Raw genomic sequence first — 20,067 nt, 5'->3', positions numbered from 1 at the left:
GTGAGGCCCCGGCCGGACTTTGTCCACCGGGGCCCGCTGCTGTGTCCGGCCAGACCGGGGCGGTGGGGTGGGGAAAGTGGCGGCACTGCCTTGGGTGTCGCGTAAGGTGAGGCCTCGCCGTACCAGGCCGTCACTTTCCCCTGAGGTGTCACTGCTCCGCATGGAACCAGAAGCTCCGGCCGGCTGGGAGTTCTTCGACTCAGTCGACTTCCCCACCGACCACACCCTCGACCCGCTGGGTCGCGCGCCGATCCGGCACGTCGTCACCGCGGTCGTGGTCGGCCACGAGGGAGCCGCCTGGCTGCCCCGGCTGACCGAGGCGCTGTGGGCTCTCGGCCGCCGTCCCGAGCGACTGATCGCGGTCGACACCGGCTCCACCGACGACACCGCCGAACTGCTCGCCACGATGCCTGCCGTCGAGCCGGTCGTCAGCCTCTCGGCCCGCACCGGTTTCGGCACGGCGGTCGCTCGCGGTCTGGAGGCGGTCGGCTTCGCACCGGTGCCGTCCGCCGTCGGCCCGTACGGCGACGACGGTCACATGCCGGTGGTCGAGTGGCTCTGGCTGCTGCACGACGACTGTGCCCCGGCCCCGAAGGCGCTGGAGCAGTTGCTGCTGCAGGCGACGATGTCGCCGGACACCGCGGTCTGGGGTCCGAAGCTGCGGATGTGGCCGCGCGATCGCGAGCTGCTCGAGGTCGGCGTCACGACGTCGCTGGGTGGCCGCCGCGACACCGGCATCGAGACCGGCGAGCTCGACCAGGGACAGCACGACCAGCCGCGCAACGTGCTCGCGGTCAGCTCGGCCGGCATGCTGGTCCGGCGCGACGTGTGGGAATCGCTGCGGGGGTTCGATCCGCGGCTGCCGATGTTCCGCGACGACATCGACTTCGGCTGGCGCGCCAGCCGGGCCGGCTTCAAGGTCGGCGTCGCGCCGGACGCCGTCGTCTACCACGCCGAGGCCGCCGCGACCGGTGAGCGAGCGTTGGCCGGCACCCGGCGGCACGCCTACCAGCTCGACCGCGCCCACGCCTACTACACCGTCCTGGCCAACGCGCCCGGCAAGCTGCTGCCGCTGCTGGTGCTCAGGTTCCTGCTCGGGACCTTCGTCCGCTCGGTCTGGTTCATCATCGGCAAGACGCCGTCCGGCGCGGTCGACGAGTGGACCGCGCTGCTCGGGACGCTGCTGGCCGGCGGCTGGACCCAGGCCCGCAAGGACCGGCGCCGGCTCGACCAGGTTCCGTACGACGACATCAAACCGCTCTTCTCGCGCTCGGTGCACGCCCTGCGGCACAACCTCGAGGAGACCGGCAGCACGATCACCGAGCGCCTCCGGGAGGCCTGGGCCGACGAGCCCGAGGAGCAGGTCGTCACGAGCGCCCGCCGGGCCAAGAGCACCGCCCGGGTCGCGCAGGACCAGCCGCGCTGGCGCCGGCAGCTGATCCGCCGGCCGTTCCTGGTCACCTGGGTTTTCCTTGCCCTAGGCACCTTTGTTGCCGCGCGCAGCCTGATCGGCAGCGGCGTACTGCGCTCCGACCTGCTGCTGCCGCCGCATCAGAGCCTCGGCTCGCTGTGGCACGCGGCCGCTGCTGCTCCGTCCGGCGTGACTCCACCGGCCTGGCTCGCTCAGCTCTGGGCCCTCTCGACGGTGACCTTCGGTCCGTCCGGCGCTGTCAATGTGCTGTTGCTCGGCGCGATCCCGCTGGCTGCCTTGGCGGCCTGGGCCCTGTTGCGCGCCTTCGTCGTCGACCGGGTCGCGCGAGCTTGGGGCGCGGCGGCGTACGGGCTGGCGGTCTTCACCAACGGCGCCGTCACGCAAGGGCGACTGGGCACAGTGGTGGCGGCGATCGCGCTGCCGCTGCTCGGTGCCGCCGTGCACACGGTTGCCCGGCGCCGGCGAGTGATCATCCAGGGCAGCTGGCGAGCCGCCTGGTTCGCCGGTATCTGTCTCGCGGTGCTGATCGCCTTCACCCCGGCCGTCGGTCTGCTGGTCGGCATCACGTTGGCGGTGGCCGCTCCGCTCGGCCTCGGTTGGCGCAGGCAGGGCCGGCAGTTGGTCTTCTCGGTCCTCCTCGGCCTGGTGCTCGTGCTGCCGTGGACCATCGAGCTGGTGCTGCACCCGTCCAAGCTGGGCCAAGAGGCGGGTGGACCGCCGACCACGGCAGTCGGCCCTGGCGACAGCCTTCCGCACCTGCTGACCGGTACGCCGATCGGCGGGCCCGTCCCGTGGTGGTTCGCGGTACCGCTGATCCTGATCGCCCTGCTCAGCCTGCTGCGCGAGTCGCGGCAACGCTACGAGCTGATCGGCTGGTTCTCCGCGCTGGCCGGACTGGCCGGCACGCTGGTCGCCAGCCGCCTCGGCGGTGGCAGCGGCCCGCTCATGTTCCTGATGACGGCGGGCTGGATCATCGCGATCACGGTCGCATGGGACTCGGTCGGCAAGTCGCGCGAGCTGGTCGTCCAGGCGGTGCTCGGGCTGGTGCTGGTCACCACGCTCGTCACGGCCGGCTTCTGGCTGGTGCGTGGTGACGACGGGCCGCTGCGGCGCGGACCCGAGCAGGACCTCCCGGAGTACCTGATGTCCTCGCAGGGGCCGCCGCAGAACGCGTCGATCCTGGTGGTCCGCAAGGACGCGACGACCGCGATGCGGTTCGCGCTGGTTCGTGACGGTGGACCGCGGATGGGTTCGCTGGAAGCCGCTCCGAAGGCCGAGCAGACCAAACCGATCACCGACATCCTCTCGGCGCTCGGTGGCGGCGGAACCGGTGAGGAAGGACGCGAGTTCGCGGCGCTCGCGATCGACTACGTCTATCTGCCCTCCCCGGTCGATCCGACCCTGACAGCCACGCTCGACTCGCTGCCCGGCCTGACCAGGGCCAGCGCGGCGGACGGCGACGCCTCCTGGCTGGTCGACCGGACGAAGGTCGAGGGCAAGACGCCGGTCCAGGACGACGTCCGCGGCATCTGGCGGGTGCTCGGCATCATCGCCTGGATCATCGCGCTGATCTCCTGCCTGCCCACCGCCCGCCGTACGGTCGCGGTACCGCGCGGCAACCACGCTAGGAGGGCGTCGTGAGCGGCCTGCTGTCGGACACCCGGATCAGACTCGGCGCTTGCGTGCTCGCTCTCGCGGTCGCCGCCGGGCTCGGAGTGGTGACGCACGCCAAGGAGCCGGTCACTCGGCCGGAGGGCGCGGCGGCCCAGACCCGCACGGTCGTGAACCGCACCGCGCTGGGCTGTCCGGTGACCGGTCCTGGCGGCAAGCTGCAGAGCCAGGTCGACGCGGTCTCACCGTTCCTGCCCAAGGACACCCCGACCGCCTCCGGTGACGGGACGCCGCTGGCGATCGCGCCGCTGCCGACCACCTCGGACCCGGTCGGGTCGGTGCTGGCCCGGGGCAAGGTCGCCTCGACGCCGAAGAGCAGCAAGCCGGTGCCACTGTCGATCCAGGGGGTCGGGCCACTCGCGGCAGGCACGGTCGGAACCAGTACGACGACCTCGACCGAAGGCGTCAACCGGGGAATGGCGAGCGTGCCCTGCCAGCTTCCGGGCTCGGACTTCTGGTTCGTCGGCGCGAGTGGCGCGGCCGGCCGGCGCGACGTCCTGGTGCTGACCAACCTCGACTCCATCAACGCCGAGGTGAACATCAGCGTCTACTCGGCCAACGGCGCCCTCGACCTGGCGAGTGCCCGCGGCATCGTCGTCCCGGCGCGCGGCGTCTCCGAGCTCTACCTCAGTGTCCTGGCTCCCAAGATCCGCGACCTCGCCCTGCACGTCGAGTCGACCGGTGGACGCGTCTCGCCCTCACTGCGCGACAACGTGGTGACCGGGAGCGAGCCGGGTGGAGTGGACTGGATCAACACGTCCGCGCCGCCGGCCACCTCGCTGGTCGTGCCCGGGATCGCCCCGGGCAAGGGCGTCCGGATCCTCACGCTGGCCAATCCCAGTGACCTCCAGGCCACGGCGACGCTGACCGTCAACGGTCCCAACGGGCCGTTCAAACCGGCCAACCTGTCGACCGTGCAGATCCCGGCCGGGACGGTGAAGTCGGTCCGGCTCGACACCGTGCTGCTCGGCGACCCCGCCGCGGTGACGATCAGCTCGGACCAGCCGGTGACCGCCTCGACCCGCACCATCGACGCGAGCGGGCAGGACTTCGCCGTGATCGGATCGGCCGAGGCGCTGACCGGACCGGCGTACCTGGTGCTGCCGCCGCACGCACAACCCGCGCAGCTGCAGATCACGGCGCCGAGCAGGTCGGCGAGTGTGAAGTTCGAGCTGCGGGACGCCAGCGGCAAGGGCATCACCGCCCGGTCGCTCGACGTCGTCAACGGCGCGACCACGATGGTCACGCTGAAGGCCCAGGCCCGGCCGACCTACCTGATGGTCGAGCAGGTCAAGGGCTCGGTGGTCGCGGCCGTCACCCTGATGCCGCCGGCCAAGCCCGACGAGGACGACGTACCGATGGTCGCGGCCTGGCCGCTGACCACGTCACTGGTGTTCCGGGCCCAGCTCGGCGCGCAACCCGACGTCCGGGCCGCGCTGAGGTAGCGGTCAGTCGTCGTCGTCCACGTCGAAGTCGGGGTCGATCTGCTCCGGTGACAGCGCCAGTACGTCGGCCAGTTCGAGCACCAGCGCGGACCGGACCAGCCAGGCCAGGCTGGTGCCGGAGCGTTCGGCCCGGAGCTCGATCGGGCGGCGGAAGACGACGATCCGGTACGGCTCGTGCGACGTCCCGCCGGTGGAGTGGGTCAGCGGGATCTCGCCGGCGTGGATGTCGAGGTTCGGCACGTCCTCGATCGCGAACTCGACCCGGGCGACCACCTGCGGCAGCCGTTTCTCCAGCCGGGTCACCTCGATCGCGACCACCTCGTCGAACTGGGCCGCGGCGGCCCGCTGCAGGGGCAGTCCGCGCGGGGCGAAGCTGCTCGGCCGGCTGATCGGGCCGAGCATGCCACGCCCGTGGCGGTCGATGTGCCGTCGATGACGGCGAGCCTCGGTCACACGATCAGCCTAGTGGGGGTAGCGTCTGGACGTGAGCATCGCCAGGATCTGTTCGCGCGCCGCCTGCCATCGGCCGGCCGTGTCGACGCTCACCTACGTCTACGCGGACTCCACCTGTGTGCTGGGCCCGCTCGCGACGTACGCCGAGCCGCACTGCTACGACCTCTGCGCCGACCACGCCGACCGGCTGACCGCGCCGAACGGCTGGGAAGTGATCCGGCTCGCTCCGGATCTGGCTGCCGCCGGTCCCTCCGACGACGACCTCGAGGCGCTGGCGAACGCCGTCCGCGACGCCGCCCGGCCGTTGCCGCCGGCGAGCCGTCCGCCGGCGCCCGGCGCGCCGGTCGAGGTGATCCGCCGGGGTCACCTGCGGATGCTGCAGGATCCGGGCTCGACCGCCTCGGACGGCAGCACCGAACAGGCCTGAATCATCACGGTCAGGGCCTGAACTTTTCCGTTCCCCCGGGTGTCTCACTGCGCAGAACACCAACCACGGAGGGGGAATCCGAAGATGAAGGTCAGGGGAATCGCGGGTGTGGCAGCCGGTGTGCCGGCGCTGGGCATGCTGCTGGTGGGGACCACCGCGACGGGGGCACAGGCCGGGACCATCGGTCTGGACCGGGGCAAACTGCTGACGATCGCGCAGGTCAAGCAGGCGGATCCGGCGACGAAGTGGATCACCCAGGTCGACCGAGGCATCCTGCCGTCGGCGTACTGCGGCCCGGCGTCCACCGAGGGCAAGGCGGTCGTTCAGCGGCTGGCTCGCGGCTACACCGACGAGATGATGTCCTACGGCACGCAGTACCTGAGCCGGTACCGGACCAACGCCGCGGCCAAGGCGGCGTACAGCTCGGTGCTGGCGACGCTGAAGACCTGCACGTTCTCGAAGCCGGCCCCGACCCACGCGCGCCGGATCACCGAGAACCGGAAGATCGCGGCCGGTGACGCCACCACGATCCTGCGCTGGTGGGACTACGCGCTGCCGAGCGACCCGGGCAGTGAGAACGGTGCCTTCCCGTACGCCGTGACGCTGAAGGGGACCGTCGTCTCGGTGACCGCGTTCAGCTCCGACGGTGTCGGGATGCCGGCGACGAGCATCGACAAGGTGGCCAAGGCCGCGGCGGCCAAGCTGCCGGGCTGACAGAACCTGGGGGAACCGGCGCCGGCCCGAGCCACAACTCGGGCCGTCGCCGGTTTTTGATGTGCGAATGTGTTTCGTCACGTGGGATGAGGTTGACCGGTCAGTCAGGTACTGACAAGACTCCTCGGTGTGAACGATCAAAAACTACGGGTCGGAGTGGTTGGTCTCGGCTTCGCCGGGCGAACCGCGCTGGAAGCGTTCTCGGAGTTGCCCGGCGTCGAGGTAGTGGCGCTCGCGGGGCTCGAGACGGACATCCTGAAGAGCCTCGGCGCCAAGCACCAGGTGCCCAACCTCTTCGAGAACTGGGAGGACCTGCTCGCCACCGACGGCCTGGACGCCGTCAGCATCGGTACGCCGACGCAGCTGCACGCGCCGATCGCGCTGGCGGCGCTGGAGCGCGGGCTGCACGTGCTCTGCGAGAAACCGCTGGCCAGGACGGTCGCGGAGGGTACTGCGATGACGGAGGCCGCCAAGAAGGCCGGCCGGGTGCTCAAGGTGGTCTTCAACCACCGCGAGCGCGGTGACGTCGCCACCCTCAAGCATCAGATCGACGAGGGCCTGCTCGGGCGGATCTACTACGCAAAGGCGCACTGGATGCGCCGCAACGGCATCCCCGGGATGGGTGGCTGGTTCACCAACAGCGAGCTGTCCGGTGGCGGCCCGCTGATCGACCTCGGCGTGCACATCCTGGACATGGCGCTCTACCTGATGAACGAGCCGAAGGTGACCACGGTCAGCGCGAGCACCTTCGCCGAGCTGGGCCCGCGCGGCCGCGGCAGTGTGAGCAGCGTGGTCCGGCCGACCGTCGACACCCTGGGCGCGAAGTTCGAGGTGGAGGACCTGGCCACGGCGTACCTGCGGCTGGAAGGTGGCGGGGCGCTGCAGCTGGAGACCAGCTGGGCGACCTACCGGGCGCCCGGCGACAACTTCGGGATCGAGCTGTTCGGGACCGAGGGCGGCGCCAAGATCGACGTCCAGGACTACACGAACACCGACACCCTGAAGATCTTCACCGACGTCGGCGGCGTGCCCGCCGAGGTCCGTCCGGCCACCGGCCCCGGGCTCGGCCACCGCGCGGTGGTCAGCGAGTTCGTCGCGATCGTGCGGGCCGGCGACTGGTCGGACCACAACGGCTCGGAGGCGCTCGCGCGCACCCAGGTCATCGACGCCGCCTACGCCTCGGCGAAGGCCGGACGAGAGGTAGTGCTCAATGATTAGGGTCACCGTCTGGGGCGAGAACGTCCACGAGCAGGACGACGCCGCGGTGCAGAAGATCTATCCGGACACCATGCACGAGACGATCGCGGCCGGCCTGCGGTCCCTGCTCGGCGAAGAGGTCGAGGTCCGGACGGCGTGGTTGCAGCAGCCCGAGCACGGGCTGACCGACGAGGTGCTCGCCGACACCGACGTGCTCACCTGGTGGGGGCACCGCGCGCACGGCGACGTGGACGACGCCGTGGTCGACCGGGTGCAGCAGGCGGTGCTGTCCGGGATGGGCCTGATCGCGTTGCACTCGGCGCACTTCTCGAAGATCTTCAAGCGGCTGATGGGCACCACCTGTTCGCTCGACTGGCGCTCGGAGAACGACCGCGAGCTGCTCTGGACGGTCGCGGCCGGCCACCCGATCGCGGCCGGCGTACCGCATCCGCTGGTGATTCCGCAGGAGGAGATGTACGGCGAGCTGTTCGACGTACCGCAGCCCGACGAGCTGGTCTTCGTCAGCTCGTTCTCCGGCGGCGAGGTGTTCCGCTCCGGCTGCTGCTATCGCCGTGGTCAGGGCCGGGTCTTCTACTTCCGGCCGGGCGACCAGGAGTACCCGACGTACCACCAGCCGGAGGTGCGGCAGATCCTGGCCAACGCGGTCCGCTGGGCCGCGCCGGTGGTCGAGCGGAAGCTGCCCGACGTGCACCACCGGGCAACACCCGGTTGGTTCGAAACATCCTGAAACACGGGATCGGGGCCGGGCCAGATAAGGTCCACGCATGGCTGACGTAGCGGCGATCTTCAAGGCGTACGACGTGCGAGGCGTCGTCCCGGACGAGCTGGACGAGGCGGTGGCCCGGGCAGCCGGGGCGGCCTTCGTCGAGGTCCTGGACGTTCTCGCCGGTCCGGGAGCCGTGGTGATCGGCTACGACATGCGTCCGTCGAGCCCCGGCCTGGCCGCCGCCTTCGCCGAGGGGGTGACCAGCACCGGGGCCGACGTGATCGACATCGGGCTGGCCTCCACCGACCAGCTGTACTTCGCGTCCGGGCGGCTCGACCTGCCCGGTGCGATGTTCACCGCCAGCCACAACCCGGCGAAGTACAACGGGATCAAGATGTGCCGCGCGGGCGCCTCACCGGTCGGTGCGGAGTCGGGCCTGCGGGACGTCGCGGACCTGGTCGCCAAGACCCTGATCGACGGGCTCTCGCCGGTCGCCGTACCGGGGCACGTGAAGCAGAAGGACCTGCTGACGGCGTACGCCGATCACCTGAACGACCTGGTCGACCTGACCGGCATCCGGCCGTTGAAGGTCGTCGTGGACGCCGGCAACGGGATGGGCGGGCACACCGTGCCGGCCGTCTTCGCCACCGGCCCGGTCGAGATCCTGCCGCTGTACTTCGAGCTGGACGGCAACTTCCCGAACCACGAGGCGAACCCGCTGGACCCGAAGAACCTGGTCGACCTGCAGGCGAAGGTGCGGGAGACCGGCGCCGACCTCGGGCTGGCCTTCGACGGCGACGCGGACCGCTGCTTCGTGGTGGACGAGAAGGGCGACGCGATCTCGCCGAGCGCGATCACCGGCGCGGTCGCCGTCCGGGAGCTGGCCAAGCACCCGGGTTCGACCATCCTGCACAACCTGATCACCTCCAGGGCGGTGCCGGAGCTGGTCGCCGAGCACGGCGGGGTGCCGGTGCGGACCCGGGTCGGGCACTCCAACATCAAGCAGAAGATGGCCGAGACCGACGCGGTCTTCGGTGGCGAGCACTCCGCCCACTACTACTTCCGGGACTTCTGGCGGGCCGACACCGGCATGCTCGCGGCACTGCACGTGCTCGCGGCGCTCGGTGAGCAGGACCGGCCGGCCTCGGAGCTGTTCTCGATCTACGAGCGGTACGTCGCCTCCGGCGAGCTCAACAGCCGGGTCGACGACGTCGCCGCCACGGTCGCGGCGATCGAGGACACCTACGGCGACCGGGCGGGCATTACCGTTGACCACCTGGACGGCCTGACGATCACCAGCGGCGGAGAAAATGGCGGAGACTGGTGGTTCAACGTGCGCGCGTCGAACACCGAGCCGTTGCTGCGGCTCAACGTCGAGGCCGCGGACGCCGCCACGATGGAGCGGATCCGCGACGAAGTACTGGCCCTGATCACCGGTGCACCGGAAGAACAAGGAAACTAGATGACTGCCACCAATCTGAACCTGGACCCCGACCTGCTCAGCATCCTGGTCTGTCCGAAGTGCCGGTCGGAGTTCCGGGTGGACGACGAGGCGAGCGAACTGATCTGTACCAACGCGACCTGCGCGCTGGCCTACCCGGTCCGCGACGACATCCCGGTGCTGCTGATCGACGAGGCGCGCCCGACCCTGGACGGCGGGGCAGAAGGCAACCGATGAGCCTCTTCGACGATTCACGGCTGGACGACCCGGCCGCCCTGGCGGCCTCCGACCACCTGCTCCGCCGGCTGGCCGGCGCGGGCGCGCGGGTCCGGGCCGAGCTCGAGGCCTCCGACGAAACCCTGTCCCAGCTCGCCACCGACGGCTTCCGCCCGCGGGCGATCGTCGCCGCCGGCCGCGACGCCCGGCTGGTCCGTGCGGTGCTCGAACCGGTCTGCCCCGTGCCGTTCGTCGCCTGGCCCGGTCCCGGTCTCCCCGGCTGGGCCAGCCCGCTCGACCTGGTGGTCGTGCTGGGCGGCTCGGACGACGATCCCGGCGCGGTGTCCGCTGCCTCCGAGGCCGTACGCCGCGGCTGCGGGCTGATGGTCGCCTCTCCGCCCGACTCGCCGGTGGCTGTTGCCTCGGCCGGTTCACGGCACGCAGTGCGGCTGCCCTCGCAGTCCGACGACCAGTTGGCTGCTGCTGTCGCCGTGCTGCAGGGGCTTCACCAGATGGAGCTCGGCCCTGCTGTCGACGCCAAGGCGGTGGCAGAGATGCTCGACGAGGTCGCGATCGAGTGCTCGCCCAACCTCGACCTGGCATCGAACCCTGCCAAGGACCTGGCCCTGATGCTGGCCGATGCGATGCCGCTGGTGTGGGGCGGCTCTGTGCTGGCGGCTCGAGCCGCTCGACGGGTGGTGGAAGCAGTGCGGCTCGCCAGTGGCCGCCCGGCGCTCGCCGCCGACTGCGGGCACCTGCTGCCCGTGCTGGCGAACCAGCCGCCGCGTGACGTCTTCGCGGACCCCTTCGACAAGCCGGAGGAGCTTCGGCCCGGCCTGGTCATCCTGGACGACGGTGTCGAGGACGCAGGCGTCGCCGAGCACCGTCGCCAGCTCGAGGAGAAGGCAGAGCGCCACGACGTCCGGGTGCACGTGGTGCGGCAGGCGAACGGCACCGATGTCGCCCGGTACGCCGCCCTGACGCAGCACGGCCGGTACGCCGCGGCGTACCTGGGCATCGGGCTGGGCCGCTACGGCACCCCGAGGGCTGACCAGGCACCGACTTCGGCCGGCGCAGGCAACCCCGCGGAGGACCCGGCGTGGTAGTTCGGCTTCAGAACACCGTCCGCGACTACGCCTGGGGATCGCGGACGGCGATCCCCGAGCTGATCGGGATGGAACCGGACGGCCGGCCGCAGGCCGAGATGTGGATGGGCGCGCACGAGTCGGCGCCCTCCGTGCTGCCGTCGGGTGAGTCGTTGTTCGACCTGGTCTCCGCGGACGCCGAAGGCGTGCTGGGGAAGGAGACCGCCGCCGCGTTCGAGGGGCGGTTCCCTTTCCTGGCGAAGATCCTGGCCGCCGAGCAGCCGTTGTCGATCCAGGCGCACCCCTCGCGGGAGCAGGCCGTGGACGGCTTCGCGCGGGACGAGGCCGCGGGCATCCCGCGCGACGCGGGGGACCGCAACTACAAGGACTCGTGGCCGAAGCCGGAGATCCTGATCGCCCTCGGGCCGTTCGACGCGCTGGTGGGGTTCCGGCCGGTGGCCGCTTCGGTGGCGCTGCTCGAGGCGCTCGGCGTACTGGACGAACTGCGGGAACTGCTGCTCCAGGGCAGACTGCAGGAAGCCTTCACCACCTTCATGAGCACCGACCGGGATGCGATCCGGCCGTTGGTGGCCGCTCTCGGTTCGGCCTGCCGGGCATACGAAGGCGCCGAGTTCGCGCTGGAGACCGAGTCGCTGACGCGGCTCTGCGACGAGTTCCCGGACGACCCGGGAGTACTGGCCGCGTTGCTGCTGAACCGCGTCCGGCTCGAGCGGTTCGACGCGGTCTATCTGCCGGCCGGCAACGTGCACGCCTATCTGCACGGCACGGGGTTCGAGGTGATGGCGAACTCGGACAACGTTCTGCGCGGCGGGCTGACGCGCAAGCACGTCGACGTACCGGAGCTGGTGTCGGTGGTCGACTTCGAGCCGCTGGCGTCACCGGTGCTGCTGGGCACCGAGATCGCGCCGGGCGTGACGGCGTACGAGACCGGCTGCGACTACTTCACCGTCCGGCGGGTGGACCTGGCCGACGGTGACCTCGAGGTGGCCGCCGAGGGACCGAGAATCGTCGCGTGTGTGGACGGTTCGGCCACAGTGAGTGCCGACGGCACCGAAAAGCCGGTGGCGTTGTCCGCCGGTCAGTCCGCGTTTCTTCGTGGACCCGAAGGACCCTGTACATTGCGTGGTTCCGGCACGGCGTTCGTCGTGTCCGCTCGCTGATTCCCCTGCGCTCTCCGGAGGACAACGAACATGGCTGGTGGCGGTAACAAAGCCGTCGTCGCGGCACTACTGGCGAACACCGGTATCGCGATCACGAAATTCGCTGCCTGGGGGCTGACCCAGTCCGCCTCCATGCTGGCCGAGGCGATCCACTCCCTGGCCGACGCCGGGAACCAGGTGCTGCTGCTGGTCGGGTCGAAGCGGGCCAAGCGCCAGGCCGACGAGCTGCACCAGTTCGGGTTCGGGCGGGAACGGTACGTCTACTCGTTCATCGTCGCGATCGTGCTGTTCAGCGTCGGTGGTCTGTTCGCGCTGTACGAGGGCTACCACAAGGTGCACGACCCGCACGCGATCGACAACTGGAAATGGGTCCCGGTCGTGGTGCTGGTGGCCGCGATCATCATGGAGACGTTCTCGTTCCGGGTCGCGATCATCGAGGCGAACAAGATTCGCGGCACCGTCGGCTGGATGCGGTTCATCCGCAATGCCCGCTCGCCGGAGCTGCCGGTGATCCTGCTGGAGGACTTCGCCGCGCTGATGGGTCTGATCCTGGCGCTGATCGGCGTCAGCCTGACACTCGTCACCGGCAACGGGATCTACGACGGACTCGGCTCGATGGCGATCGGCGCGCTGCTGGTAGTGGTCGCGATCTTCCTGGCGATCGAGATGAAGTCGCTGCTGCTGGGTGAGTCGGCGACCCGCGAGGCGCAGCAGAAGATCGTCGCGGCGATCGAGAACACCCCCGGCGTCCAGCGCCTGATCCACCTCAAGACCCTGCACCTGGGTCCGGAGGAGGTGCTGGTGGCCGCCAAGGTCGGCGTCCCCGCCGACGCCGACGCGGCCACCATCGCCGAGACCATCAACGCGGCCGAGCGAGCCGTCCGCGAGGCCGAGCCGATGTCCCAGCACGTGTACCTCGAGCCGGACATCTACGCCGAGGGCTACACCCGCGAAGAGCGTCCGGCGGTCCCCGAGGCACCTTCGCACTGACAGCTTCAGCCAGGAACCCCCAGCCACCCGGTGGCTGGGGGTTCCTGTCGTTCGGGGTGAGGGCCTTCAGCGAGGCCGGTTGTGCGGCGGCGGCAGCGTGCCGGACCGGCCGAGCCAGCGCAGCGCGCGCTCGCGATCGATCTCGGCCGGGCTCGGCGGCGTGGTCAGCCGGCCGGTGCGGTAGCCGAGGTCGCGGATGTCGGCGGCGACCGACGGTTCGGCCAGGGCCTTCAGCGCGAAGGCGAGCGCGGCCGGCGTCACGTCGTACCGGCGTTCCAGTTCGAGGGCGAGCTTGACCGCCGCGAGGTCACGGCCGTCGTACTGACGCTGGGAGTTGCGGGCCGCCCGGGATCTCGGCAGCAGCCCGAGAGCCTCCCGGTAGCGGAGCATTCGGGGGGTGGTGCCCAGGCTCTTGGCCGCCTCGGTGATGCGCATGACACCAATCCTGACATTTCGGTGTCAGAAACGCCGATCCGACGGTCCGTCGGCCTCCCCGCAACCCCTAGGCTCGTCCCGGTAGCAAGCAACCACATCCCAGGGGAGCGGCAACGGTATGACGTTCGACTACAAGGTGGCAGACCTCGGCTTGGCCGAGTTCGGGCGCAAGGAAATCCGGCTGGCCGAGCACGAGATGCCGGGGCTGATGGCGATGCGCGCGCAGTACGGCGAGAGCAAGCCGCTGGCCGGCGCGCGGATCATGGGCTCGCTGCACATGACCATCCAGACCGCCGTCCTGATCGAGACGCTGACGGCGCTCGGCGCCGAGGTGCGCTGGGTCTCCTGCAACATCTTCTCCACCCAGGACCACGCGGCCGCGGCGGTCGTCGTCGGCCCGAACGGTACCGCCGACGCACCCCAGGGTGTCCCGGTCTTCGCCTGGAAGGGCGAGACGCTGGAAGAGTACTGGTGGTGCACCGAGCAGGCGCTGCGCTGGCCCGGCGACGAGGGTCCGAACATGATCCTGGACGACGGCGGCGACGCCACCATGCTGGTCCACAAGGGCACCGAGTTCGAGAAGGCCGGCGCGGTTCCGGACCCGTCGACGGCGGAGTCCGAGGAGTACGGCGTCGTGCTGTCGGTGCTGACCCGGTCGCTGCAGGAGGACCCGCAGCGCTGGACCACCATCGGCCAGAACATCCTCGGTGTCACCGAGGAGACCACCACCGGCGTGCACCGGCTCTACGAGATGCACAAGGCCGGCTCGCTGCTGTTCCCGGCGATCAACGTCAACGACTCGGTCACCAAGTCGAAGTTCGACAACAAGTACGGCTGCCGGCACTCGCTGATCGACGGTATCAACCGCGCCACCGACGTGCTGATCGGCGGCAAGGTCGCGCTGGTGGCGGGCTACGGCGACGTCGGCAAGGGCTGTGCGGAGTCGCTGCGTGGCCAGGGCGCCCGGGTGATCGTCACCGAGATCGACCCGATCTGCGCGCTGCAGGCGGCGATGGACGGCTACCAGGTCACCACCCTCGAGGACGTCGTCGGGATCGTCGACATCTTCGTCACCACCACCGGCAACAAGGACGTCATCACCGCCGACCACATGGCGCAGATGAAGCACCAGGCGATCGTCGGCAACATCGGTCACTTCGACAACGAGATCGACATGGCCGGGCTCTACAAGACCGTCGGGATCGAGCGGGTCAACATCAAGCCGCAGGTCGACGAGTTCCGGTTCCCCGACGGCCACACCGTGATCGTGCTGTCCGAGGGCCGGCTGCTGAACCTGGGCAACGCCACCGGGCACCCGTCGTTCGTGATGTCGAACTCGTTCACCAACCAGGTGCTGGCGCAGATCGAGCTGTTCGCGAAGACCGCGGAGTACCCGACCGACGTCTACGTGCTGCCCAAGCACCTCGACGAGATGGTCGCCCGGCTGCACCTCGACGCGCTCGGGGTCAAGCTGACCGAGCTGTCGAAGGAGCAGGCGGAGTACCTCGGCATTCCGGTCGAGGGTCCGTACAAGTCGGACGCCTACCGCTACTGAGCTGATCCGAAGGGCGTCGTACCGGTCTCCGGTACGGCGCCCTTCGGCGTTGCCGGGGTCAGCGGATGGCGGCGAAGAGGTGCTTGTCGGCGACCTGGCCGAGCACCGCGACCTCGGTGAAGCCGGCCTTGCGGAAGGACTGGACCGCGTCGGTCAGGGTGATCTCGCGACCTCTCCAGCGGTTGGCGAAACGCTGCTCACGCTCGGCCAGCAGCTCGGCGAAGGCGGGCTCCGCGGCGGCGGCGTCCCACCAGGTCTGCCAGTCCTCGACCCCTCCGGCGTGCGAGGACGCCCAGATCTCGTCGCGCAGCTCGACGGTCAGGGCGTCCAGGCGCGGGACCTCGTCGGGGCCGAGGCGCATCGTGTCGGCGTTGAGGAAGACACCACCCGGCCGGATCCGGCGGCCGAGGGTCTGGGCGACCGCTTCGAGATCGGCCGGGTCCAGCCAGTGCAGGGCGGTCGCCGAGCAGACGGCGTCGACCTGGCCGTCGCCCAGTACGGCGTCCCAGCCCGGTGTGCGCAGGTCGGCTTCGGCGAAGCGGACCTGCGCGGACGCCGTCGTCTGCCGGGCGATCTCCAGCAGGAACGGGTCGAGATCCAGCCCGGTGATCTCGGTCTGGGGAAAGCGGCGGGTGGCGCGGGCGGAGATGGAGCCGGGGCCGCAAGCCAGATCGACGAAGCGGGCCGGTGGGCCGGCGAGGCGTTCGACGATCTCCAGCATCAGCTGGAACTGCTCCTCCCGGTCGGGCAGGTAGCCCGCCTGTTGCTCGTCCCAGCGCTGCAGCCAGCCGGCCCAATCCACTTGATGCGACATGGTCGCAAGAGTAGCTGGGTCAGGTCCACTTGTCGGGTTCGCTGCCGGGGGCGTGCCAGCCTTGCGGGTTGATCTTGGTGGTCTCTGGCGTGGGTTGCGGGGGAGGTGTGGGGAAGGGCCGGCCTGGAGGGGGAGCGGCGGGGTTGTAGGGCGCGGGTTGTGCGCTGTACGGGCTGGGCGGGGCGAAAGGGCCGGCGGGTACGGCGTACGGGTTGGGTGGGCCGACTGGTACGGCGTACGGGGTCACCGCGGGACCGAATGGTCCTGTGTTCGCCGTGTAGGTCGCCCTCGCCGTGGCCAGGCGGGTCAGCTCGCGGCGGCGGCGTTCGGCCAGTACTGCGGAGAGGAACGCAGGAGCGATGATCGTCGCTGGAGGAGCCGGCGCGGTCACTTGGCCGACCCGGAAGGCGAGGGCGTCGCCGAGAGCGACCCGGGCATCCGGCTCGAGCTCCAGGTAGCGCGCCAAGTACTCGCGGCAGGTGTTGGCCAGATCGTCCGACAGACGCGACAGCTCCAGCGACTGAGCCCACTGGACCAGATGGCCGGGAACGAACAGCGGCGGCGAGGCCATCGGCTGGTGCCGCTCGCGGATCACCACCGTGCCCGCGACCATGTCACCGATCCGCTTGCCCTGCTTGTTCATCAGACTCGCCACGATCCCCGGGCTGGCCGCGAACCACGGCGCGAAGTCCACGAACAACCACAGCAGCGCGCGGACGAGCGCATGGCGGAACCGGATCGAGCTGCCGTCGTCGCGGACCACCTTGAGCCCGAGCATCAGCTTGCCGAGCGTCTTGCCCCGGGTCAGCGTCTCCATCACGACCTTGTAGCCGACCAGCACCAGCAGGACGACGATGAACACCAGCGCGAAACCCAGCGCCGGACTGGCATCGGTGATCAGGAACTGCAGCAGGGCGCCGAGCAGTACCAGCAGCACGATCACCTGGATGAAGAAGTCGATCGCACAGGCCAGCGCCCGGGTCGGCATCCGCGCGATCCGCACCTGGAGGACAACCGCTTCCCCCGTGACCAGCTGAGACACAGCGCCCCCTCCCTAGCCGTTCCAGACACCCCGGACAGCTAGTGTGACGCAGGGGAGAGCCAGTCGAGCGCAGGGAGGGCTGATGGACGTCGAGGCGTTCGTGTCCGTGCATCAGCCGCAGTGGGATCGGCTGGCCGCTCTGACTCGGTGGCAGCGGCGGCTGACCGGTGCTGAGGCCGATGAGCTGGTGTCGCTCTATCAACGCGTCGGGACGCATCTGTCGGCGCTCCGGGCCAGTGGCGCCGACCCCGTCACCATCGGAAGGCTCTCCGGACTCATCGCCGACGCGAGAGGTGCGGTGACGGGTGCACAGGCGCCTGTCTGGCGTGACATCTCCCGGTACTTCCTGGTCAGCTTTCCCGCCGCCCTGTACGCGTCACGCCGCTGGTGGCTCAGTATCGGCCTGCTGTTCTATCTGGTGGCCGCCTGGATGGCCTGGCGGATCATCGCGCATCCGGAGGTGCTCGACTCGGTCACCACCCCGGCGCAGATCCAGCAGTTGGTCGACAAGGACTTCGCCAACTACTACTCCGAGAATCCGGCGCAGGACTTCGCTCTGCGGGTCTGGATCAACAACGCGACGATCTCGGCCGCGGTACTGGCCATCGGCGTCCTGCTGGTGCCCGTGGTGTTCGTGCTGTGGGACAACTCGATGAACCTCGGCGTGATGGCCGGCATCATGATCAGCAACGACCGGGCCGACGTGTTCTTCGGCCTGATCACCCCGCACGGCCTGCTGGAGCTGACCGCGGTCTTCGTCGCGTCGGCCGCCGGGCTGCGGCTCGGCTGGTCCTGGATCGCGCCCGGGCCACGCACCAGGATGCAGGCGCTCGCCCGAACGGGTCGCGCCACCGTCGGGATGGCGATCGGGCTCGGCGTGATCCTGTTGATCACCGGTCTGATCGAGGCGTTCGTGACGCCGTCGCCGTTGCCGACCTCGGTCCGGGTCGGCATCGGCGTACTGGCAGAGCTCGCCTTTTTCGGCTATGTGTGGACACTCGGTCGCAGAGCGTTCAAGTCCGGCGAGTACGGCGATGTCGAGGAAGCCGACCGCGAGGCGAGCGCGCCGATCTCGGCCTGACAGCGTTTCCGCCTGGGTACGTAGTTTCCTATGAGGACCGCCCAGAAAGCCCAGAACAGCCGCTTGTACTCCGTAGCGATCACCGTCGGCCTGATCGCGTACGGCGTTGTCCACCTGTTGATCGCCTGGATCGCCCTGCAACTCGCCTGGGGGAAGTCCTCGGAGCAAGCCGATCAGCAGGGTGCCCTGCAGGAGCTGGCGAGCAAGCCCTTCGGTGGCTTCCTGCTGTGGGTGGTCGCGATCGGGATGTTCGCGCTGGTGATCTGGAAGGCGCTCGAACTCGCCTACGGTCACCTCGACACCGAGAAGAAGGTGTCGTCGGCAGGCCGCGCGGTCATCTACCTCGCGTTGTCCATCAGCGCGGCCAGAGTCGCGATGGGCTCCGGGGGCGGGCAGCAGAAGGGGATGACCGCGAAGTTGATGGAGTCCGGCCCGGGCCGGATCCTGATCGTGGTGGTCGGCCTGGTGATCATCGGCGTCGGAATCCGCCAGCTCTACAAGTCGTACACCAAGAAGTTCACCGAGGACCTGACCGGTGGTGTCTCGGACTCCACCATCCTGCTGGGCCGGCTCGGGTACGCCGCCAAGGGGGTCGCGTTCCTGGTCGTCGGTGGCCTGTTCGCGGTGGCCGCCATCAACTACGACCCGGAGAAGACCGGCGGTCTCGACACCGCCCTCCGCACGCTCAAGGAGCAGCCCTTCGGCTCGGTCCTGCTGACCTTGATGGCGCTGGGCATCGCCTGCTTCGGCGTCTACTGCTTCGTCTGGTCCCGCAACGCCAAGAAGTAGCCGGCCGTCAGTCCGTACCGGTGGTCTGGTGAGCGAGGTTGGAGCTCGGACCCCGGTGGAAGGCGCGGATCCGGTACGACGCGTCGCGTTCGCCGGGAAGGGTGGTCAGCTCCGTGAAGGTCGAGTCGGGGTCGACGAAGCCGGCCACCCGGTACTGCGTACTGCCGCGCGGCCTGATCTCCAGGAGATAGCCGTCCTCGTCGGAGGAGTTGTCCTTCCAGGTGAGGCGGACACCGTCCTTGCCGACCGACTTGGCGGCCACCTCCGTGGGCGAGCCGGCGGCCGGGTTCTCGCTCGCCGTACGGAAGATTGTTGCTGCAGGCAACTTGACCTCCAGTGCCGCGGAGGCCGGCCCGAGCACCGGGGTGACCCGGTAGTAGAACGGGGTCTTCGGCATCAGGTCCGGGTGCTCGAAGGTCAGTCGATCCGCGTCGACGAAGTCGAGGATCGTGTAGCGGCCTTCGGGTTCGGTCGCGAACTCGACGACCGTGCTGGTGGCGTCGGCCGGTGCGCCGGACCACGACAGCGTGACGTCGGTCGGCGAGTCGAGGGTCGCGATGAGCCGGAGGCCGGCCGATTGCGAGGCGGGCGAGCCGGCCGGCTGATCGGTCGCGCTTGAAGCGCAGCCGGTCAGCACGGCCAGCAACGTCGCCGCGGTGGCGATGCGAATCAACGGAACCTACTTCCGCCAGAAGTTGACGCCGCTCCACTGGACCGTGGCCGGACCTCTGCCGCTGTCGGTCCGGTAGGAGCCGAACTTGTCGTAGAAGCTGCCGCCCGGGCTCGAGATGCTCAGCTTGAGCGAGCCGTTGATGTAGGTCCGGTGCGCGCTGCCGACGACGTGCACGGTGTTGACCCGGACCGTCGTACCGACCGTCGCGCCGTTGGCGACAGTGCCGGCGCCGACCCGGTAGAGCCGGCCGCCGTTCTCCACCGCCAGCATGAAGAACGGGCCGGACTGGCTCTCGTTGAAGGTCTGTTTCAGGCTGATCCGGGTGCCGGTCATCGAGGTGATCCGGAAGTACCCCTCGAACTGACGGGAACCGCTGGTGTAGGTGGCGTACCGGCGCTCGGCGCGCTGGTCACCGCTGGCGGTCGAGCAGGTCAGCTGGAAGGTCAGGCCGCTGATCTGGCCGCACCCGCGTTCCTGTTCGGTGAAGGACGGGGAGTAGGAGATCCAGCCACCAGGCTCGACCTCGGCGGAAGCGGTGGGGGCGGCGAAGGTCAGGACGGCGGCCAGAGCGGCCACCGCGCCGAGCGCGCGAAAACCCTTCTTACGGGACTGTGGTTTCATCGGGCACCTCATCGGATAGTTCGGGGCGTTAACTGTCCGCGTACGCTCGCTCACCATAGGGCAAACGTTTACCGAACC

At 69.7% G+C, this 20,067-nt stretch carries 20 protein-coding genes; 14 read left to right on the top strand and 6 right to left on the bottom strand.

Annotated elements, in window-relative coordinates; genetic code table 11:
- Positions 1-160: 160 nt before the first annotated feature.
- Together OX958_RS28885 and OX958_RS28880 are read left to right on the top strand one after the other, a co-directional pair.
- On the top strand, positions 161-3,073 hold the full coding sequence (locus tag OX958_RS28885) for a glycosyltransferase family 2 protein (protein WP_270133066.1): 2,913 nt from the start codon (positions 161-163) through the stop codon (positions 3,071-3,073).
- Complete coding sequence (locus OX958_RS28880) at positions 3,070-4,548, top strand: DUF5719 family protein (RefSeq protein ID WP_270133064.1); 1,479 nt, start codon at positions 3,070-3,072, stop codon at positions 4,546-4,548. The genes OX958_RS28885 and OX958_RS28880 overlap by 4 nt, the downstream gene beginning before the upstream one ends.
- A 3-nt stretch (positions 4,549-4,551) precedes the next feature.
- Here OX958_RS28880 and OX958_RS28875 read toward each other — a convergent pair whose 3' ends face one another.
- On the bottom strand, positions 4,552-5,001 hold the full coding sequence (locus OX958_RS28875; protein WP_270133063.1) for a metallopeptidase family protein: 450 nt from the start codon (positions 4,999-5,001) through the stop codon (positions 4,552-4,554).
- Between the two features lie 31 nt (positions 5,002-5,032).
- Between OX958_RS28875 and OX958_RS28870 the strand changes: the two genes are divergently transcribed.
- The 9 genes from OX958_RS28870 to OX958_RS28830 all read left to right on the top strand — a co-directional run bounded on the left by OX958_RS28870 (position 5,033) and on the right by OX958_RS28830 (position 12,979).
- Positions 5,033-5,428 carry a DUF3499 domain-containing protein gene (locus OX958_RS28870; RefSeq protein ID WP_270133061.1) on the top strand — a complete coding sequence of 132 codons (396 nt, stop codon included), beginning with the start codon at positions 5,033-5,035 and terminating at the stop codon, positions 5,426-5,428.
- Between the two features lie 84 nt (positions 5,429-5,512).
- Positions 5,513-6,142 carry a hypothetical protein gene (locus OX958_RS28865; protein WP_270133059.1) on the top strand — a complete coding sequence of 210 codons (630 nt, stop codon included), beginning with the start codon at positions 5,513-5,515 and terminating at the stop codon, positions 6,140-6,142.
- Positions 6,143-6,271: 129 nt separating this feature from the next.
- Complete coding sequence (locus OX958_RS28860; protein ID WP_270133058.1) at positions 6,272-7,360, top strand: Gfo/Idh/MocA family protein; 1,089 nt, start codon at positions 6,272-6,274, stop codon at positions 7,358-7,360.
- Positions 7,353-8,087, top strand: a complete 735-nt coding sequence (locus tag OX958_RS28855; protein ID WP_270133057.1) for a ThuA domain-containing protein — start codon at positions 7,353-7,355, stop codon at positions 8,085-8,087. The genes OX958_RS28860 and OX958_RS28855 overlap by 8 nt, the downstream gene beginning before the upstream one ends.
- 37 nt (positions 8,088-8,124) lie before the next feature.
- Entirely contained in the window at positions 8,125-9,528 is a 1,404-nt protein-coding gene (locus OX958_RS28850; protein WP_270133056.1) for a phosphomannomutase/phosphoglucomutase, read from the top strand.
- Positions 9,529-9,744 carry a Trm112 family protein gene (locus tag OX958_RS28845; RefSeq protein WP_270133054.1) on the top strand — a complete coding sequence of 72 codons (216 nt, stop codon included), beginning with the start codon at positions 9,529-9,531 and terminating at the stop codon, positions 9,742-9,744.
- Positions 9,741-10,829, top strand: coding sequence for an SIS domain-containing protein (locus OX958_RS28840; protein ID WP_270133052.1), 1,089 nt, complete (start codon positions 9,741-9,743; stop codon positions 10,827-10,829). The genes OX958_RS28845 and OX958_RS28840 overlap by 4 nt, the downstream gene beginning before the upstream one ends.
- On the top strand, positions 10,823-11,989 hold the full coding sequence (manA, locus tag OX958_RS28835; protein ID WP_270133050.1) for a mannose-6-phosphate isomerase, class I: 1,167 nt from the start codon (positions 10,823-10,825) through the stop codon (positions 11,987-11,989). Before OX958_RS28840 ends, manA begins: the two co-directional genes overlap by 7 nt.
- Positions 11,990-12,019: 30 nt before the next feature.
- Positions 12,020-12,979 (top strand): cation diffusion facilitator family transporter, encoded by a 960-nt coding sequence (locus OX958_RS28830; protein ID WP_270133048.1) that lies wholly within the window; start codon positions 12,020-12,022, stop codon positions 12,977-12,979.
- 66 nt (positions 12,980-13,045) lie between these two features.
- Here the strand turns inward: OX958_RS28830 and OX958_RS28825 are convergent, their stop codons facing one another.
- On the bottom strand, positions 13,046-13,414 hold the full coding sequence (locus tag OX958_RS28825) for a MerR family transcriptional regulator (RefSeq protein WP_270133046.1): 369 nt from the start codon (positions 13,412-13,414) through the stop codon (positions 13,046-13,048).
- Positions 13,415-13,532: 118 nt separating this feature from the next.
- Here OX958_RS28825 and ahcY point away from each other — a divergent pair, with 118 nt between their 5' ends.
- Positions 13,533-14,969 carry an adenosylhomocysteinase gene (gene ahcY / locus OX958_RS28820; RefSeq protein ID WP_270133045.1) on the top strand — a complete coding sequence of 479 codons (1,437 nt, stop codon included), beginning with the start codon at positions 13,533-13,535 and terminating at the stop codon, positions 14,967-14,969.
- Between the two features lie 58 nt (positions 14,970-15,027).
- On the opposite strand, the gene OX958_RS28815 is transcribed toward ahcY, so the two are convergent.
- The gene (locus OX958_RS28815; protein WP_270133044.1) at positions 15,028-15,783 is read right to left on the bottom strand and encodes a class I SAM-dependent methyltransferase; all 756 of its coding nucleotides are present in this window, start codon (positions 15,781-15,783) and stop codon (positions 15,028-15,030) included.
- A gap of 19 nt (positions 15,784-15,802) precedes the next feature.
- Positions 15,803-16,825: an RDD family protein gene (locus tag OX958_RS28810; protein WP_270133043.1), complete on the bottom strand. Its 1,023-nt coding sequence runs from the start codon at positions 16,823-16,825 to the stop codon at positions 15,803-15,805.
- A gap of 82 nt (positions 16,826-16,907) precedes the next feature.
- Between OX958_RS28810 and OX958_RS28805 the strand changes: the two genes are divergently transcribed.
- Together OX958_RS28805 and OX958_RS28800 are read left to right on the top strand one after the other, a co-directional pair.
- Entirely contained in the window at positions 16,908-17,906 is a 999-nt protein-coding gene (locus OX958_RS28805) for a stage II sporulation protein M (RefSeq protein WP_270133042.1), read from the top strand.
- 30 nt (positions 17,907-17,936) lie between these two features.
- A complete protein-coding gene (locus tag OX958_RS28800; RefSeq protein ID WP_270133041.1) occupies positions 17,937-18,695 on the top strand; it encodes a DUF1206 domain-containing protein in 759 nt (252 codons plus the stop codon).
- 7 nt (positions 18,696-18,702) lie between these two features.
- On the opposite strand, the gene OX958_RS28795 is transcribed toward OX958_RS28800, so the two are convergent.
- Entirely contained in the window at positions 18,703-19,368 is a 666-nt protein-coding gene (locus OX958_RS28795) for a fibronectin type III domain-containing protein (RefSeq protein WP_270133039.1), read from the bottom strand.
- Positions 19,369-19,374: 6 nt separating this feature from the next.
- Positions 19,375-19,989, bottom strand: coding sequence for a hypothetical protein (locus OX958_RS28790; protein WP_270133038.1), 615 nt, complete (start codon positions 19,987-19,989; stop codon positions 19,375-19,377).
- Positions 19,990-20,067: the final 78 nt, after the last annotated feature.

Source organism: Kribbella sp. CA-293567 (assembly GCF_027627575.1).
Classification (GTDB): domain Bacteria; phylum Actinomycetota; class Actinomycetes; order Propionibacteriales; family Kribbellaceae; genus Kribbella.
Note: the sequence above shows the minus strand (reverse complement) of the source record. Positions and strands in the feature narration are given on the sequence as shown.